Source organism: Ponticoccus sp. (in: a-proteobacteria) (assembly GCF_048381735.1).
Window position 1 is genome coordinate 760,706 of sequence record NZ_JBLXGL010000001.1, and the last position, 15,254, is coordinate 775,959.

Consider the following 15,254-nt stretch of genomic DNA (forward strand, 5'->3'; position numbering starts at 1 on the left):
GAAGTGACAGGCGGCGGAGCAAGGACCATGAGCGAGATCCCGGTCGAGGAACTGACGGAAGAGCAGGCGCGCGACGAACTGGCGGCGCTGGCCGACCGTCTGGAGGCGGCGAACCGGGCCTATCATACGGAAGATGCGCCAGAGATCGACGATGGCGAATATGACCGCCTGAAGCGCCGCAATGCCGAAATCGAGGCGCGCTTTCCGGAGCTCAAGCGCGCCGACAGCCCGTCGGAGCAGGTGGGCGCGGCCCCGTCCGAGGGGTTTTCCAAGGTCCGCCATGCGCTGCGGATGATGTCCCTGTCGAATGCTTTCGAAGACGGGGACATCGGTGATTTCGACCGGGGCGTGCGGCGCTATCTGGGGCTTTCGGAGGATGCGGCGGTTGCCTACACGGCAGAGCCCAAGATCGACGGCCTGTCCCTGTCGCTGCGTTATGAAGACGGCGTCCTTGTGCAGGCGGCGACCCGGGGCGACGGCACCACGGGCGAGAATGTCACCGCCAACGCCCGGACCATCGCCGATATTCCGGCCCGGCTGACGGGGGCGCCCGCGGTGCTGGAAGTCCGGGGCGAGGTCTACATGAGCCACGAGGATTTCGCGGCCCTGAACGACCGGCAGGCGGCGCAGGGGGGCAAGACCTTCGCCAACCCGCGCAATGCCGCCGCCGGGTCGCTTCGGCAACTCGACTCACAGATCACCCGCGCGCGGCCCCTGCGCTTCTTCGCCTATTCCTGGGGCGACCTGTCAGAGCCGCTGGCCGAAACGCAGTGGCAGGCCATCGCCCGGTTGCAGGGCCTGGGCTTTCAGACCAACCCCTTGACCCGGCTGTGCAATTCCGTCCCGGAGATGTTGAAGCACTATGCCGCCATCGAAGCGCAGCGGGCGACGCTGGGCTATGACATCGACGGCGTGGTCTACAAGGTGGACGACCTGTCGCTGCAGGAACGGCTTGGCTTTCGCTCGACAACGCCCCGCTGGGCCATCGCGCACAAGTTCCCGGCGGAACTGGCCTGGACCCGGCTGGAGGCCATCGACATCCAGGTCGGGCGCACCGGGGCGCTGTCGCCGGTGGCGCGGCTGACGCCGGTCACGGTGGGCGGGGTCGTCGTCTCCAACGCGACGCTTCACAACGAGGATTACATCGCGGGACGCGACAACAGCGGCGCGGCGATCCGCCCCGACGACGAGGGCAACGGCAAGGATATCCGCGTCGGCGACTGGGTGCAGGTCTACCGCGCGGGTGACGTGATCCCGAAGGTCGCGGATGTCGACCTGTCCCGGCGCCGCGCCGATGCCGAACCCTACCGCTTTCCCGAAACCTGCCCGGAATGCGGCTCTGATGCCAGCCGCGAAGAGGGCGACGCGGTCCGCCGCTGCTCTGGCGGGCTGATTTGCCCCGCGCAGGCCGTTGAAAAGCTGAAGCATTTCGTCAGCCGCGCGGCCTTTGACATCGAGGGGCTGGGCGCCAAACAGGTCGAACAGTTCTACGCCGACGGCTGGATCGCCGAGCCCGCGGATATCTTCGACCTGTCGTCGCAATACGGGCAGGGCCTGCAACAGCTGAAGAACCGCGAGGGCTGGGGCGAGAAATCCGCCGCCAACCTCTTTGCGGCGATCGAGGAAAAGCGGCGCATTCCGCTGGAACGGCTGATCTTCGGGCTGGGAATCCGCCATGCCGGAGAGGCCGCCGCCCGCGATCTTGCTCTGCATTTCGGCGGCTGGGAGCCGCTTGCGGAGACCGTGGACCGGGCCCGCCCGGCGGCGCTGGCCCACCGCGAGGCCGACGAGGCCGAACGGGCCGAGCGTGCGGCGGCGGCCGACGCAGGCCGGCGTGCCCGCATCAAGGAAACCCGCGACGCGGCCATGGCCGATGTCCCGCCCGCCGCGCAGGAGGCATGGGCCGACCTGACCGGCATCGACGGCGTCGGCGCGACGCTGGCGCAATCGCTGTCCGACGCCTTTGCCAACCCGCGCGAGCGGCAGTCGATCGACAGGCTGGTGGGCAAGCTCGAGGTGCAGGCACCGGACCGCCCGCAGACGCAGGGCTCTCCGGTGGCGGGCAAGACGGTGGTCTTCACCGGTTCGCTGGAACGCATGACCCGGGCCGAGGCCAAGGCGCGGGCCGAGGCTTTGGGCGCCAAGGTCTCGGGCTCGGTCTCGAAGAAGACCGACATCGTCGTGGCCGGGCCCGGCGCGGGCAGCAAGGAAGCGAAGGCCCGCGAGCTGGGGCTGATGGTTCTGGACGAGGACGCCTGGCTGGCGTTGATCGGCGGATGAGCGGACGGCCAGAGCCGCTCTGGCCGCTGTTCGCGGGCATCGAGGCGCTGGATGGCGTCGGCCCGAAGACGGCGCAGGCCTTGCAGGGGGCGGGCATCGAGACGCCGCGCGACCTGTTGTATACGCTGCCTTATTCCGGGATCGACCGGCAGCTGCGCGAGACCGTGCAGGGCGCCGATCTGCCCGCCGTGCTGACCGTCGAGGCGGTGATTGGCGCGCATCGGCCCGCCAGCCGCAAGGGCGGCGCCTACCGGATCGAGGCGGACGATGCGAAGACGCGCTTTCAGCTGGTGTTCTTCAGGGGCCGCGCCGATTACCTGACCAAGGTGCTGCCGACCGGCGCGCGGCGCATTCTGTCGGGCCGGGTCGAGCTGTTCGACGGCGTGCCGCAGATGGTCCATCCAGAGCATATCCTGCCGCCCGAAGACGCCGGCGATCTGCCGGGCTACGAGCCGGTCTATCCGCTGACCGGGCCGGTCACGCAAAAGCAGATGGTCCGCGCCCTGCGCGACGCGCTGACCCGCCTGCCGGATCTGGCCGAATGGATCGACCCGGGACAGCAGGCGCAGGAGGGCTGGCCGGGCTGGGCCGAGGCCCTGCGCGCCGCCCATGCGCCCGAGGGTCCGGGGGATCTGCAGCAGACCGCCCCGGCGCGGATGCGGCTGGCCTACGACGAGTTGATGGCGCATCAGTTGACGCTGGCGCTTGCGCGCGCCCACCGGCGCAAGGCGCGCGGCATGGTGACCCGGGGCGACGGGCGCCTGCGGGCCAGGGTGCTGGCCGCGCTGCCCTACAGGCCCACCGGCGCGCAAGAGCGGGCGGTGGCGGAAATCGCGGCGGATATGGCCGGGCCGGACCGGATGAACCGGCTGTTGCAGGGCGACGTGGGCGCGGGCAAGACGCTGGTCGCCTTTCAGGCGCTGCTGACGGCGGTCGAGGCCGGGGGGCAGGGCGTGATGATGGCGCCGACCGAGATCCTGGCGCGGCAGCACATGGAGGGCTTGCAGCCTCTGGCCGAAAGCGCGGGCGTGGTGCTGGAGATCCTGACCGGGCGCGACAAGGGCGCCGAGCGCGAAGCCAAGCTGGCGGCGCTGGCCGCGGGCGAGATCCAGGTGCTGGTGGGGACCCATGCGGTCTTTCAGGTGGATGTGGCCTTTGCGGATCTGCGTCTTGCGGTGGTGGACGAACAGCACCGTTTCGGCGTGCGCCAGCGGCTTGAATTGGGGCGCAAGGGGGCCGCCGCGGATGTTCTGGTGATGACCGCCACTCCGATCCCGCGCTCGCTTGCGCTGGCCCAATACGGCGACATGGACGTGTCGGTGCTGGACGAAAAACCGCCGGGCCGGAAGCCGGTGAAGACCGCGCTGATGTCGGTCGAACGCATGGAAGAGGTGGTCGCGCATCTGCACCGCGCCGTGGCCGAGGGGCGGCAGGCCTACTGGGTCTGTCCGCTTGTGGAGGAAAGCGAGAACTCTGACCTGATCGCCGCGGAACATCGGTTCAAGCTGCTGCGCGCGGCGCTTGGCGAGGGTGTGGTGGGGCTGGTCCATGGCCAGATGCCACCCGCCGAAAAGGACCGGGCGATGGCGGATTTCGTCGCCGGGCGGACCAGCGTTCTGGTGGCGACCACGGTGATCGAGGTGGGGGTGAACGTGCCCAATGCCTCGATCATGGTGATCGAGCGGGCCGAGATCTTCGGCCTTGCCCAGCTGCACCAGTTGCGGGGCCGGGTCGGGCGCGGCGAGGCGCAGTCCACCTGCCTGCTGATGTACCAGCCGCCTCTCTCGGAAAGCGGCCTGAAACGCCTGACCACGCTGCGCGAGACCGAGGACGGCTTTCGCATCGCCGAGGTCGACCTGGAGATGCGCGGCGCGGGTGACCTGATCGGCGTCGCCCAGTCCGGTCTGCCACGGTTTCAGGTCGCGGATCTGGAACGGCAGTCGGCGCTGATGGCCGTGGCGCAGTCAGACGCGCGCAAGCTTCTGGCCGAGGATCCGGCGCTGGAAAGCCCGCGGGGCAGGGCCGCACGGCACCTGTTGTGGCTGATGCGGCAGGACGAGGCGATCCGCCTGATCGGCGTGGGCTGACCCGTCCACTTCCACTTTGTTCTCAAATGTTCTCACAAAGTTCTTTACACAGCGTAAATGATATGAGAACAAATGGGTAACAAAGCAGCCGATGGAGAGACAGCCCATGTTCGAGATCGTCAAAACCGCCCTGACCCGTGACCATGACGGGCTGTGGCAGGATGCCCTTGGCGGGCTGTCCCTGATCGTCATCCTCGTCTGCGCGCTGCATCTGCCGGTGCTTTTGTAACCTTTTCTGCCTGCGTGTTCCTGTCCCGGATCCCGGCATCTGTCTGTCCCGACAGCGTGCCGACCTGTTCCCAACCTCGGTTCCACTGCCTGTGACCGATCCGATCCGGCGCCCAAAACGCGCGCCTTTCCGCCGCCTCCATCCCCGGAGCGCGGCGGTTTTTTTGTTTGGTCGAAGGTGAGCGCGATCCGCCCCGGTCCGGGGCCAGAATGCCGGACGTGAGGCGCGCCGGTTCGACCCGGCGCGCCGCTGCTCGGAATGCGGTGGGGGCGTCAGGCGGTCCGGTTCACGCGGGCGATCTCTGCCGCCTCGGTGGCGGCGTCGAGTGCCAGCAGGATGGAGGCGTGGCGGTTCTTGTAGGCCTGCGCGGGACGCAGCACCTCCAGCCCGTCGAAGGGGGCCTCGGGCGTCGGCCCGTCCTCTTTCAGCATGGCGCGCAGCATGTCGCGGGCCCGGGCGATCTGGTCCGGGGTGCAGCCGAGGATTGCGCCGCCCACGACCGAGGCCGCCGCCTGCCCAAGGGCGCAGGCCTTCACATCCTGCGCGTAGTCGGCGACCCGGCCGTCTTCCATCACCAGGTCGACGGTCACGGTCGAGCCGCAGAGCGGCGAGCGCTTCTTGACGGTGGCGCCGGGGGCCTCCAGCCTCCCGAGGCGCGGGATATCCGCGGCCAGTTCAAGGATGCGCCCGGAATAGAGCTTGATAAGATCGGTCTCGCCGGACATTGGCTGCGTCCTCGTGGTTTCCCTTTGGCCGTGAGTTCCATACATAGGCATCGCACCCAGACAAGCAAAAGGTTTTTGCCCATGCCCTTCGATCCTGCGACCTTGGTCTATGACGCGCGCGGCCTGATCCCCTGTATCGCCCAGGCAGAGGGGACCGGTGAAGTCCTGATGATGGCCTGGATGACTGCCGAGGCCGTGGCGAAGACGCTGGAAACCGGGCGCGTGACCTATTGGTCGCGGTCGCGGCAGGCCTTCTGGATCAAGGGCGAGACCTCGGGGCACACGCAGGAGCTGGTGGATCTTCGGGTCGATTGCGACCGCGATTGCCTGCTGGCCGTGGTCCGGCAGGAGGGACCGGCCTGTCACACCAACCGGCGGTCGTGCTTTTATACCTCGGTGGTGGGCGAAGAGACCGAGTTGATGGCGCCCATGGTCTGACCGCGCCGCGCGCGGCGGCTGTGGGCCTTGGGTATTTGGGCCAAGAAGAAGCCGAGGGACGGCGCTTTCTTGGCGGCCTGGGGTGCCGCGTTGTACGCGGCTCAGAGGCCGACCAGGCGGCGGATGTCCAGCGGCGTGGCGCCCTCGGCCCGGTAGGTGGCGAGGGCGCGGGCGTCGTCGCGTTTGGCGAGGCGTTTGCCATGCTCGTCCCGGATCAGGCGGTGGTGATGGTAGCCGGGTGTCGGCAGGCCCATGAGGCGCTGCAGCACGACATGGATCGGCGTGGCGTCGAAGAGGTCTTCGCCGCGGATCACATGGGTGATCTGCTGCGCCGCGTCGTCCAGCACGACCGACAGGTGGTAGGAGCCCGGGAAGTCCCGCCGCGACAGCACGATGTCCCCGACCGTGTCGATCATCCCGCGCGCGGTGACCTGCGGCGCCGTCCGGGCGCCTGTTTCGGCGAAGGTGATGTCGGCGGGGCCGAGCCTTTCCATGGCGCGGGCCATGTCGAGCCGCAGGGCGCCTTCGGGCAGCGGCCCGCTGCGGGGCTTGCCGCGGCAGGTGCCCGGGTAGACCGGGCCGTCGGGGCCGATCAGCGGCGCGCCTTCCTGCGGGGCAGAGGCGGCCTCGGCGATGTCGCGGCGGCTGCAGCTACAGGCATAGAGCAGGCCCTGCGACCAGAGGCTGTCGAGGGCGGCGCGATAGGCGGGCAGCCGGTCGGACTGGCGCAGGGCCGGTTCGGGCCAGTCGAGGCCCAACCAGTGCAGGTCATCGTGGATCTGCCGCTCCCATTCCGGGCGCGAGCGGGTGCTGTCGATGTCCTCGATGCGAAGCAGGAAGGTGCCGCCCGCTGCCTGGGCCATGTCGAAGGCGGTCAGCGCCGAAAAGGCATGGCCCAGATGCAGCGGCCCGGTTGGGCTGGGGGCGAAGCGCGTCCGGAACGTCACGCTTTTTCAGAGGGTTCCGGGGTGACGTTCACCTGATCCGCCAGCCAGCCCGACCATTCCGCCTTGGCGCGGTCGGTATAGCCCTTGTAGCGGTCGCGGCGGCCCCGGCGGCCGCCTTTGAGGCCTTCGAGCGGGCGGAACAGGCCGAAGTTCACATTCATCGGCTGGAAGGTCTTGGCCTCGGCGCCGCCGGTGATGTGGTGGATCAGCGCGCCATGGGCGGTGTCCTGCGGGACCGTGGGCAGCGTGTGACCGAGGATCTCGGCGGCGGCCATGCGGCCCGCCAGCAGGCCCATGGCGGCGGATTCGACGTAGCCTTCGACGCCGGTCACCTGACCGGCAAAGCGGATATTGGGCCTGGAGCGCAGGCGCATCTGTGCGTCCAGCAGCGTCGGGCTGTTCAGGAAGGTGTTGCGGTGGATGCCGCCGAGGCGCGCGAAACTGGCTTCCTCCAGCCCGGGAATCATTTTGAAAACAGCATTTTGCGCGCCGTACTTCATCTTGGTCTGGAAGCCGACGATATTGTAGAGCGTTCCCAGCGCATTGTCCCGGCGCAGCTGGACCACGGCGTAGGGCTTTTGGTCCGGCTTATGGGCATTGGTCAGGCCCACGGGCTTCATCGGGCCGTGGCGCAGGGTCTCGCGGCCACGTTCCGCCATGACCTCGATGGGCAGGCAGCCGTCGAAGTACTTCGCCGTCTCGCCCTCGTGGAATTCCGTCTTGTCGGCGGCCAGAAGCGCGTCGATGAAGGCCTCGTACTGGTCCTTGGTCATCGGGCAGTTCAGGTAGGCCTTCTGTTCTTCCTCGGTCTCGCCCTTGTCGTAGCGCGACTGGCGCCAGGCCACACCCATATCGATGGTCTCGGCGTAGACGATGGGGGCGATGGCGTCGAAGAAGGCCAGCCGGTCGGCGCCGGTTTCCGCCTGGATCGCGGCGCCCAGAGCCTCGGAGGTCAGCGGGCCGGTGGCGAAGATCCAGCGGCCCTCGGCGGGCAGGTCAGAGACCTCTTCGTGGGTGATCGTGATATTCGGATGGGCGGTCAGCGCGGCGGTCACCGATTCCGCGAAAGCCTCGCGGTCGACGGCCAGCGCGCCGCCTGCGGGCAGGCGGTGCTTATGCGCCGTCTCGATGATCAGGCCGCCGGCCTGACGCATTTCCCAATGCAGCAGGCCCACCGCGTTCTGTTCGTCGTCATCCGAACGGAAGGAGTTCGAGCAGACCATTTCCCCAAGGTTTTCAGTCTGGTGCGCGAAGGTCTTCACCTTCGGGCGCATCTCGTGAAGCACGACCTTCACGCCCGCGTTTGCGGCCTGCCATGCGGCCTCGGACCCGGCCATGCCGCCGCCCACGATATGCAATGTCTCTGTCATGGGCCGCAGATAGACGCTGCCGCGCGCTCTGCCAAGGGTCTAGGCCCAGTCCGGGCTGCGCTTTTCGAGGAAGGCCGCGATGCCCTCGTCGGTGTCGCGCCAGAGCATGTTCTCGACCATGACCTCGCCGGTGAAGGCATAGGCCTGATCCAGCGGCATCTGAAGCTGGTCGTAGAAGGCGGATTTGCCGATGCGCACGGCGGCCGAGAGCTTGGCGGCGACCGTCGCGGCCAGTTCGTCGCAGGCGTCTTCCAGCGTCTCGGGGGCGACGGTGCGGTTGATCAGACCGGCGGCCTCGGCCTCTGCGCAGGACAGGAAGCGCCCCGTGGTCAGCATCTCGAAGGCCTTCTTGCGCGGGATATTGCGCGAAAGCGCCACCATGGGCGTCGAACAGAAGAGGCCGATGTTCACGCCGTTGACGCCGAAGCGCGTGCCCTCTGCGGCCAGGGCCATGTCGCAGGAGGCGACAAGCTGGCACCCGGCGGCGGTGGCGATGCCGTGGACCTGCGCGATGACTGGCTGGGGCAGGCGTTGCAGCCCCTGCATGACCGCGCCGCAACGGTTGAAGAGGTCGGCGAAATAGGCGGCGCCGCCGTCCTCGGCCTGCCGCCCGGCCTGCATCTGCTTCAGGTCGTGGCCCGCGCAGAAGGCCTTGCCCGCGCCGGACAGGATCACCACGCGGCTGTCGCGGTCTTCCATTAGCGCGTCGATCTGGGACTGAAGCGCCGCCAGCATCTCGTCCGAAAGCGCGTTCAGCCGCTCGGGCGCGTTCATGTGCAGCCGGGTGACGCCCCCGGTGTCGCGACGTTGCAGGATTTCCATCTTGTCCTCCGCTTTTGGGGCAGCTTAGCTGCCGCAAAGCAAGGAGGAAAGCGAATGGCGCTGATGATCGAAGCCGAGGAAATGGCGGGCTACCTGGACGAGGTCTTTCCGCAGGTGCGCGGCATGTTCGGGATCGACGAGCTGACCGAAGAGCGGCTGGTCATGCGTCTGCATGTGGACGAGCAGCACCTGCGCCCGGGCGGCACCGTGTCGGGGCCGTCGATGTTCGGGCTGGCGGATGTGGCGGCCTATGTGGCCACCATGGCGCGGATCGGGCGTCAGGCGCTGGCGGTGACGACCCATTGCTCGATCGACTTCATGCGCAAGCCCGCTGCGGGTGTGGACCTGCTGGCCGAGGCGCGGGTGCTGAAGCTGGGGCGGACGCTGTCGGTGACCGACGTGCTGCTCTACTCCGAGGGCAGCGGCGATCCGGTGGCCCATGCCTCGCTGACCTACTCGATTCCGCCCGCGCGCGGCTAGGCGGCGCTTCGCCGGGTCATGGAACGGCAGGTCGCGCCGGGCGTTCTTTCCCCAGCAGACGCCTCAGGGCGCCATGAACCAAACGGAGGAAAGACCATGAGTATCGGAAGCATGATCCGCCGCGCCGTCGGAAGCTACAGTGCCGCCAAGACCGGCCGCCATCGCCGCCGTCCCGTCCGCAGCCGCCGCAGCGCCGAAAGCCAGGTGGCCAGCGGGCTGTTCCGGATGTTGCGCCGCAAGATCTGAACAGCCCACGCGGCCTGCGGACGCCTCGCCCCGACCGGGCGAGGCGTTTTGCGTTTCAGGGGGCCCCGGCGTAGCCCCAGAGGAACCCGAAGGCCACGGCGGCGGCGGCGAAGATCGCCGAGGCCCGCAGCAGTTTCATGCGCGAAAAGGGCCGTTCCCCGTAGGTGCGTCCGTCGATCCCCGAGACCACGACCTTCATCGGCTTGTCGCCATAACTGTAGTGCAGGATCCAGACCGGCAGCAGGATGCGCCGATAGTGGATGCCGCTGGTGTCGGTGTCCATTTGCGAGACCCGGGTGGCGGGTTTACCGACGTGATCCTTCACGCGATTGCGCAGCAGAAGGTGCTTGTCGGCCTCGTTCGAGGCCAGCCCCTCGGCGACGCTTTGCCGGTGCCGCTCTGCGGCGAAGCCCGCAAGATAGCCCGCGCGATAGGGGCGCAGGCGGCGCGGGTCGAAGTCATGCAGGATGCCGTCGCGGATCAGCGGGGTGACGTGATCCGAGGCGGGCGCGAGCATGTCGTCGAAATGCACCTGAAGGGAGCCGCTCACGCGGACGCGCCGCGCCTTGTCGCCCGAACCCCTGCGGTAGGTGGCGGTGTAGCGGACGAACTCGGTGCTGTCGAAGGTCCAGAAGGGCGCGTAAAGCCCGGCAATCCGGCCTTCGGAGGATGTTGCGCTCAGGTCGTTCGGCGCGCAGAGGCGGCCCTTGATCCATTGCGCGATATGGTCGGGCGCGGCTTCGGCGGGCACCCGGAAGGGGATCAGCGCCATGGCGCGAAAGCCCTCGGCGGCAGAGGTCATGACCACCGGGCCGTCGCAATAGGGGCAATGGGTCGACAGCGCCGGGCCGGTAAAGGTGACCTCTCCGCCGCAGGTCTCGCAATGGCAGTGGATGCTCTCGGGCAGGGCGGGGGCGGTGGCGTCATTGGCGCCGGGATTGTAGCGGGTCTCGGCGGCGGCCTGTGTGTCCCACGGCGTTGCAAGCGAGCGGCGCGTGCCGCAGTGGGTGCAGGTCAGCCCCTGATGCGCGGGGTCGAAGGCGCATTGCCCGGCGCAGCTCTGGCACAGAAGGTCGGACTGCGCGATGCTCAACTGTCCGACTCCGCCATTGCCGCAAGGATTTCCATCATGAGATACAGCCGCAGTTGCGCGCGGTCGATGGCGCCCGCAAGGTCGTCGGTCCGGTGCCAGTCGCCGAGGACCGTGGCGATGAACCAGGTGATCAGCAGCCAGAAGCCGATGCGCGACCAGCCGCGGATCATGCGGAAGAACCCGGCAGAGCCCTGCTTCAGCTCGTGCTTCGCCTCGTAGACCTCGATCATCTTGCGCACGGCCCCGGTGCCGAGAAGCGCGGACAGCGCAAGTGTCAGGGCAGTTAAAATCAGGGCCATCGTATCGGGATCAATCAGGGGCGTCGCAACGCGCCCTTGGTGGCGGCTGAAGGCGGCAGGGTCAAGGGGCCGGGAAGGCCGATTTTCGTGGGGTATTCAGATACCGTAATTTTAAACCATTGAAAACGTTTGATTATTTGCGATATGTGCCGCTTGACTGGCTTCCCGCAGGCTGTATAACCCCGCAATCGGATACCGGGCCGGGCGGATTCATCGCGCGGCCCTTGTCAATAAACGGAACTATCACATGAAAACCTTCTCTGCGACTCCGGCAGACATCGAGAAGAAGTGGGTCGTGATCGACGCCGAGGGCGTTGTTCTGGGCCGTCTCGCCTCGATCGTCGCCATGCGCCTGCGCGGCAAGCACAAGGCCACCTTCACCCCCCACATGGACATGGGCGACAACGTCATCATCGTGAACGCCGACAAGGTCCAGCTGACCGGCAAGAAGCGCGAAGAGCACTTCTACTGGCACACCGGCCACCCGGGCGGCATCAAGTCCCGCACCAAGGCGCAGATCCTCGAGGGCGCACACCCCGAGCGCGTCGTGTTCCAGGCCGTCAAGCGCATGCTGCCGGGCAACCGCCTGTCGCGCAAGCAGCTGACCAACCTGCGCATCTACGCGTCGGCAGAGCACCCGCACGACGCCCAGAACCCCGAGGTTCTGGACGTGAAATCCAAGAACTCCAAGAACACCCGGGTGTAATCATGGCTGAACAGATCAACTCCCTGGAAGAACTCGGCGCGGCCGCTGGCTCTGTCGACACCTCGGTTCTCGAAGAGGCCCCCCGCGAGCCCGTCCGTGACGAGCTGGGCCGTTCCTACGCCACCGGCAAGCGGAAGGACGCGGTTGCCCGCGTCTGGATCAAGCCGGGCTCCGGCAAGGTCATCGTGAACGGCAAGGACCAGGACAAGTACTTTGCCCGTCCGGTGCTGCAGCTGATCCTGCGCCAGCCGTTCCAGATTGCTGGCGTGGAAGGTGAATTCGACGTCTTCGCAACCGTCAAGGGCGGTGGCCTCACCGGTCAGGCCGGCGCGGTCAAGCACGGCATCTCGAAGGCGCTGCAGCTGTACAACCCGGAGCTGCGCGGCGCGCTGAAGGCGGCAGGCTTCCTGACACGCGACAGCCGCGTCGTCGAGCGGAAGAAATACGGTAAGCGCAAGGCGCGCCGCAGCTTCCAGTTCTCGAAGCGTTAATCACAGCCGGAGGGGTGCAGACCCCGCCGTGCCGAAAGTCAGGGCTGTCCCGTATCGGGGCGGCCTTTTTCGTTCCCTTTTTCGTTTGATGGTAGGCGCTTACCAGATGGCGTTGCCGGTCCGGGCAAGGCTGTCGAAGCCGGTCAGCGGCACCGAGACCGGCGTGAGGAAGCTGGCGTTCCGCGCGCGCATTTCGGCCAGCATCCGGTCGACGCGCTGGTAGTCCGCATTGCCCTTGGAATAGCCGCCCTCGGTCATGGCCCATTCCAGCTTGCGCAGGATGGCGGGCGTGTAACGGTAATGCAGCAGCGGCAACAGGATGCGTGCGCTCAGGCTTTGCGTGGTCAGGTGACTGTTCAGGTAGTAGCTGCCGGGCTGCCAGTGTTGCAGGATCGGCTTCACCAGCGTCCCCGAGGGCGCCTTGCGCCGCCCCAGAAAGCGCAGCTTGGCCCGGGCGAGCGGCGACAGGTCGGGCTTTTCCGCGAAGGCTACGTCCAGCCGGTGGCGCACGCCGACATAGTGGTGCCGGGGCGGCTTGTCCGGGCGCAGCGAGAAATGCCGCCGCCCGTCGAAGAACCACTCGCAGCGGGGCCATGTGAAGCCGCTGTCGGGGCAGGCGGCCAGCGCCGCCATGTCGCGCGGGTAGAGGTCGATCATCCCGCCCCAGACCCCCGCCGCGCCCTCGGCGGTCAGCCTCTGGATCACATCCGGCAGCCGGACGCCCTCGGGCAGCAGCAGGAACTCGTCCACATCGCATTGCAGCGCCCATTGCCCGGCGCAGAAGCGATTCATCAGCCCGGTGCGCCAGACGTGGATCATTCGGGTGTCGCCGGCCTTGCGCAGGGCGGGCGGCAGGCTTTCGGGGTCGGGTGTCTCGCCGTAGCGGCGGCTGGACTGCAACAGGCAGACGTCGGGCTCCTGCATCAGCAGGTCGGGCGTGCCGTCGGTCGAGGCATCGTCGAGGATGAAGAACCGTTCCACCCCGATGGCGCGGTAGTGGTCGAGGAACTCGGGCATCAAGGGCCGTTCGTTGCGCACCACGAGAACAAGCGGCAGGCCGGGGCGGTCGCTCAGGTCGTTGTGGCGGACGGTGACGTCCTCGGCGCGGGGCAGGTCTGGCATCGGTATCCTCGGGGCAGCGCAACGGACTTGGCCTAGCAGAGCCGCGGTGGATATTCTAGCATGGGACGGCCCAACAAGCCGGAGCCCGCCTTGCCCCCCCTCAGGATTCTCTTTCCCTATACCGGCGACAGTGTCGGCGGCTCTCATATCTCTTCGCTGCTGCTGGCGCGGGCGCTGCGCGAGGCGGGGCATTCCGTGACGCTTGGCCTGCACCGCTCTGGCGCGCTGGAGGATCACCTGCGCGGCCTGGGCGAGTCCTGGGTCTCGCTGCCAGAGGTGACGGCCCCCAGGCTGCGGGCGCCGTGGCGGCAATGGCTGCGCCGCCGGGCGGTGCGGCGGGTTCTTGGGCCGGTGGCGTCGGGCTACGACATCGTCCACAGCCACGACATGCGCAATCACCTGATCTGGAGCGCGGCGACCGAAGGCGGCGCGGCGCGGCACGTCTGGCACCAGCGCACCCCGGCCTCGGGGCGGCACATGGCGGTCTGGGGCGGGCGGGCGGATGCCTTCGTGGCGGTCTCGCGCTTTACCCTGTCCAGCCTGCCGGGGCCGCTGCAGGGCTACGCGCGGATGATCTACAACCCCTTCCTGCCGCAAGAAGAGGCCAGCGCCGAGGCGCGCGCGGCGCTCTGCGCCGAGCTGGGCGTAGCGCCGGGCACCGCCATCGTGGGCTATGTCGCCAATCTCTCGGACCGCAAGCGGCCCGAACTGTTCGTCGAGATCGCCGCGCGGATCGCGGCGGCCGCGCCGGGGCCGGTGGTCTTCCCGATGTATGGCGCGCTGCACCAGCCCTTCCTGTCCGCGGTCGAGGCGCGGATCGCGGCAGAGGGGTTGACCGGGCGCGTGCGGCCCATCGGGCCACGCAGCCCCTTCGGCCCGGTGATGGCGGGCCTGTCGGCGCTGGTCGCCCCGGCCCGGCACGAGGCCCTGGGCCGCACGCTGATCGAGGCGGGCATGGCCGGGGTGCCGCTGGTGGCGACCGACGAGGGCGGCACGCCGGAAATCGTCGACAGGGGCCGGACCGGCTGGCTGGTCGCGCCCGACGATGCGGCGGGGTTCGCGGCGGCCACGCTGGAGGTTCTGGCCAATCCAGAAGAGGCGGCACGGCGCTGCGCGGCGGCGCAGGTGCTGTGCCGCGAGCGATTTTCCCTTGCCGCCCACCTGACCCGGATCGAGGCGCTTTACGCAGAGATCACGGCGGGCTGACCGGGGTCAGACCCAGTCCATGTCGACACTGGGCCGGGCCATGCGGCTGACCCGCTTGCGCAGGGCGCGGGAGCGCGCCACCAGATCCGGCGGCAGCTTGGTCTCGTGGGTCTCGACAAAGATGAAGTCGATGCGCTGCGCCACGGGATCGTCCAGAAGCGCCTCTAGCAGGGCGACCTCGCCGCCTTCGATATCGATCTTGAGCAGGGCGATGTCGCGGTCGAGCTCGCGCAGGAAGGCGGGGAAATCGCGCACTTCGACCTCTGCCACGGGGGTATCCGAGACATTGCTCTTCGCGGCCAGCAGCGTCGAGGACAGCGAGCCCTTGCGCGGATCGCTGTCGAATTTCTCCGACCGGTACAGCGGCATCCGGCCCGGCGCGATTCCTGCGGCGGCCTCGATCACCTCGATATTGTCGCAGTCTTTCAGGGTCTCGCGCAGCTGTGCCGCCGTCCAGGGATCCGGCTCGAAGGCATAGACCTTGGCCGCCACCTGCGCCATGCGCTGGCTGAAGACCCCGACATTCGCGCCGAGATCGATGCAGATCTTGCCGCGCGCCGCCTCCAGCGCGGCCTCGAAGGCGGCCTGAACCTCGTCGTGGCGGCTGCGGCTGAGCTTGCGCAGATAGCGCAGGCCGCGCCGTCCGGGCAGGTTGGACATCAGGGCATAATAGGCGCGCGTGCGGGGGCTGACGGATTGGGCCATTGTGTCAC

At 68.2% G+C, this 15,254-nt stretch carries 17 protein-coding genes; 9 read left to right on the top strand and 8 right to left on the bottom strand.

Annotated elements, in window-relative coordinates; genetic code table 11:
- The first annotated feature begins 27 nt into the window (after positions 1–27).
- The 3 genes from ligA (at position 28) to ACN5KJ_RS03650 (ending at position 4,596) form a co-directional block, all read left to right on the top strand.
- The gene (ligA, locus tag ACN5KJ_RS03640; protein WP_418592103.1) at positions 28–2,280 is read left to right on the top strand and encodes an NAD-dependent DNA ligase LigA; all 2,253 of its coding nucleotides are present in this window, start codon (positions 28–30) and stop codon (positions 2,278–2,280) included.
- Positions 2,277–4,367: an ATP-dependent DNA helicase RecG gene (gene recG / locus ACN5KJ_RS03645; RefSeq protein ID WP_418592104.1), complete on the top strand. Its 2,091-nt coding sequence runs from the start codon at positions 2,277–2,279 to the stop codon at positions 4,365–4,367. The genes ligA and recG overlap by 4 nt, the downstream gene beginning before the upstream one ends.
- A 106-nt stretch (positions 4,368–4,473) precedes the next feature.
- Positions 4,474–4,596: a hypothetical protein gene (locus tag ACN5KJ_RS03650; RefSeq protein WP_347167545.1), complete on the top strand. Its 123-nt coding sequence runs from the start codon at positions 4,474–4,476 to the stop codon at positions 4,594–4,596.
- A 272-nt stretch (positions 4,597–4,868) separates the two neighbouring features.
- On the opposite strand, the gene ACN5KJ_RS03655 is transcribed toward ACN5KJ_RS03650, so the two are convergent.
- Positions 4,869–5,321 carry an iron-sulfur cluster assembly scaffold protein gene (locus ACN5KJ_RS03655; protein ID WP_418592105.1) on the bottom strand — a complete coding sequence of 151 codons (453 nt, stop codon included), beginning with the start codon at positions 5,319–5,321 and terminating at the stop codon, positions 4,869–4,871.
- An 81-nt stretch (positions 5,322–5,402) separates the two neighbouring features.
- Here ACN5KJ_RS03655 and hisI point away from each other — a divergent pair, with 81 nt between their 5' ends.
- Positions 5,403–5,759, top strand: a complete 357-nt coding sequence (gene hisI, locus ACN5KJ_RS03660; protein WP_347167546.1) for a phosphoribosyl-AMP cyclohydrolase — start codon at positions 5,403–5,405, stop codon at positions 5,757–5,759.
- Positions 5,760–5,860: 101 nt separating this feature from the next.
- Here hisI and gluQRS read toward each other — a convergent pair whose 3' ends face one another.
- The 3 genes from gluQRS to ACN5KJ_RS03675 are packed head-to-tail and all read right to left on the bottom strand — an operon-like array spanning position 5,861 to position 8,898.
- Positions 5,861–6,706, bottom strand: coding sequence for a tRNA glutamyl-Q(34) synthetase GluQRS (gluQRS, locus tag ACN5KJ_RS03665; protein WP_418592106.1), 846 nt, complete (start codon positions 6,704–6,706; stop codon positions 5,861–5,863).
- On the bottom strand, positions 6,703–8,076 hold the full coding sequence (gene trmFO / locus ACN5KJ_RS03670; protein WP_418592107.1) for a methylenetetrahydrofolate--tRNA-(uracil(54)-C(5))-methyltransferase (FADH(2)-oxidizing) TrmFO: 1,374 nt from the start codon (positions 8,074–8,076) through the stop codon (positions 6,703–6,705). Before trmFO ends, gluQRS begins: the two co-directional genes overlap by 4 nt.
- A gap of 39 nt (positions 8,077–8,115) precedes the next feature.
- Positions 8,116–8,898, bottom strand: a complete 783-nt coding sequence (locus tag ACN5KJ_RS03675) for an enoyl-CoA hydratase (RefSeq protein WP_418592108.1) — start codon at positions 8,896–8,898, stop codon at positions 8,116–8,118.
- 54 nt (positions 8,899–8,952) lie between these two features.
- On the opposite strand from ACN5KJ_RS03675, the gene ACN5KJ_RS03680 reads away from it, so the two are divergent.
- Together ACN5KJ_RS03680 and ACN5KJ_RS03685 are read left to right on the top strand one after the other, a co-directional pair.
- Positions 8,953–9,378, top strand: coding sequence for a PaaI family thioesterase (locus ACN5KJ_RS03680; protein ID WP_206565938.1), 426 nt, complete (start codon positions 8,953–8,955; stop codon positions 9,376–9,378).
- Between the two features lie 96 nt (positions 9,379–9,474).
- Complete coding sequence (locus ACN5KJ_RS03685) at positions 9,475–9,624, top strand: hypothetical protein (protein WP_347167550.1); 150 nt, start codon at positions 9,475–9,477, stop codon at positions 9,622–9,624.
- 55 nt (positions 9,625–9,679) lie between these two features.
- Here ACN5KJ_RS03685 and ACN5KJ_RS03690 read toward each other — a convergent pair whose 3' ends face one another.
- On the bottom strand, positions 9,680–10,717 hold the full coding sequence (locus ACN5KJ_RS03690; protein WP_418592109.1) for a hypothetical protein: 1,038 nt from the start codon (positions 10,715–10,717) through the stop codon (positions 9,680–9,682).
- Positions 10,714–11,016 carry a hypothetical protein gene (locus tag ACN5KJ_RS03695; RefSeq protein ID WP_347167552.1) on the bottom strand — a complete coding sequence of 101 codons (303 nt, stop codon included), beginning with the start codon at positions 11,014–11,016 and terminating at the stop codon, positions 10,714–10,716. Before ACN5KJ_RS03695 ends, ACN5KJ_RS03690 begins: the two co-directional genes overlap by 4 nt.
- A 247-nt stretch (positions 11,017–11,263) precedes the next feature.
- On the opposite strand from ACN5KJ_RS03695, the gene rplM reads away from it, so the two are divergent.
- On the top strand, positions 11,264–11,722 hold the full coding sequence (rplM, locus tag ACN5KJ_RS03700; RefSeq protein WP_206565934.1) for a 50S ribosomal protein L13: 459 nt from the start codon (positions 11,264–11,266) through the stop codon (positions 11,720–11,722).
- Positions 11,723–11,724: 2 nt separating this feature from the next.
- Positions 11,725–12,213, top strand: a complete 489-nt coding sequence (gene rpsI, locus ACN5KJ_RS03705) for a 30S ribosomal protein S9 (protein ID WP_206565933.1) — start codon at positions 11,725–11,727, stop codon at positions 12,211–12,213.
- Between the two features lie 99 nt (positions 12,214–12,312).
- Here the strand turns inward: rpsI and ACN5KJ_RS03710 are convergent, their stop codons facing one another.
- The gene (locus tag ACN5KJ_RS03710) at positions 12,313–13,335 is read right to left on the bottom strand and encodes a glycosyltransferase family 2 protein (RefSeq protein WP_418592110.1); all 1,023 of its coding nucleotides are present in this window, start codon (positions 13,333–13,335) and stop codon (positions 12,313–12,315) included.
- A 90-nt stretch (positions 13,336–13,425) separates the two neighbouring features.
- On the opposite strand from ACN5KJ_RS03710, the gene ACN5KJ_RS03715 reads away from it, so the two are divergent.
- On the top strand, positions 13,426–14,541 hold the full coding sequence (locus ACN5KJ_RS03715) for a glycosyltransferase family 4 protein (RefSeq protein ID WP_418592111.1): 1,116 nt from the start codon (positions 13,426–13,428) through the stop codon (positions 14,539–14,541).
- 6 nt (positions 14,542–14,547) lie between these two features.
- Here ACN5KJ_RS03715 and ACN5KJ_RS03720 read toward each other — a convergent pair whose 3' ends face one another.
- Positions 14,548–15,246, bottom strand: a complete 699-nt coding sequence (locus ACN5KJ_RS03720; RefSeq protein ID WP_418592112.1) for an FkbM family methyltransferase — start codon at positions 15,244–15,246, stop codon at positions 14,548–14,550.
- Between the last annotated feature and the right edge of the window lie 8 nt (positions 15,247–15,254).

Excerpts from the sequence above, each read along its gene's own strand:
- ligA (WP_418592103.1), top strand. The coding sequence starts at position 28 with ATGAGCGAGATCCCGGTCGAGGAACTGACGGAAGAGCAGGCGCGCGAC.
- recG (WP_418592104.1), top strand. The coding sequence starts at position 2,277 with ATGAGCGGACGGCCAGAGCCGCTCTGGCCGCTGTTCGCGGGCATCGAG.
- ACN5KJ_RS03650 (WP_347167545.1), top strand. The coding sequence starts at position 4,474 with ATGTTCGAGATCGTCAAAACCGCCCTGACCCGTGACCATGACGGGCTG.
- ACN5KJ_RS03655 (WP_418592105.1), bottom strand. The coding sequence starts at position 5,321 with ATGTCCGGCGAGACCGATCTTATCAAGCTCTATTCCGGGCGCATCCTT.
- hisI (WP_347167546.1), top strand. The coding sequence starts at position 5,403 with ATGCCCTTCGATCCTGCGACCTTGGTCTATGACGCGCGCGGCCTGATC.
- trmFO (WP_418592107.1), bottom strand. The coding sequence starts at position 8,076 with ATGACAGAGACATTGCATATCGTGGGCGGCGGCATGGCCGGGTCCGAG.
- ACN5KJ_RS03675 (WP_418592108.1), bottom strand. The coding sequence starts at position 8,898 with ATGGAAATCCTGCAACGTCGCGACACCGGGGGCGTCACCCGGCTGCAC.
- ACN5KJ_RS03680 (WP_206565938.1), top strand. The coding sequence starts at position 8,953 with ATGGCGCTGATGATCGAAGCCGAGGAAATGGCGGGCTACCTGGACGAG.
- ACN5KJ_RS03685 (WP_347167550.1), top strand. The coding sequence starts at position 9,475 with ATGAGTATCGGAAGCATGATCCGCCGCGCCGTCGGAAGCTACAGTGCC.
- ACN5KJ_RS03695 (WP_347167552.1), bottom strand. The coding sequence starts at position 11,016 with ATGGCCCTGATTTTAACTGCCCTGACACTTGCGCTGTCCGCGCTTCTC.
- rplM (WP_206565934.1), top strand. The coding sequence starts at position 11,264 with ATGAAAACCTTCTCTGCGACTCCGGCAGACATCGAGAAGAAGTGGGTC.
- rpsI (WP_206565933.1), top strand. The coding sequence starts at position 11,725 with ATGGCTGAACAGATCAACTCCCTGGAAGAACTCGGCGCGGCCGCTGGC.
- ACN5KJ_RS03710 (WP_418592110.1), bottom strand. The coding sequence starts at position 13,335 with ATGCCAGACCTGCCCCGCGCCGAGGACGTCACCGTCCGCCACAACGAC.
- ACN5KJ_RS03720 (WP_418592112.1), bottom strand. The coding sequence starts at position 15,246 with ATGGCCCAATCCGTCAGCCCCCGCACGCGCGCCTATTATGCCCTGATG.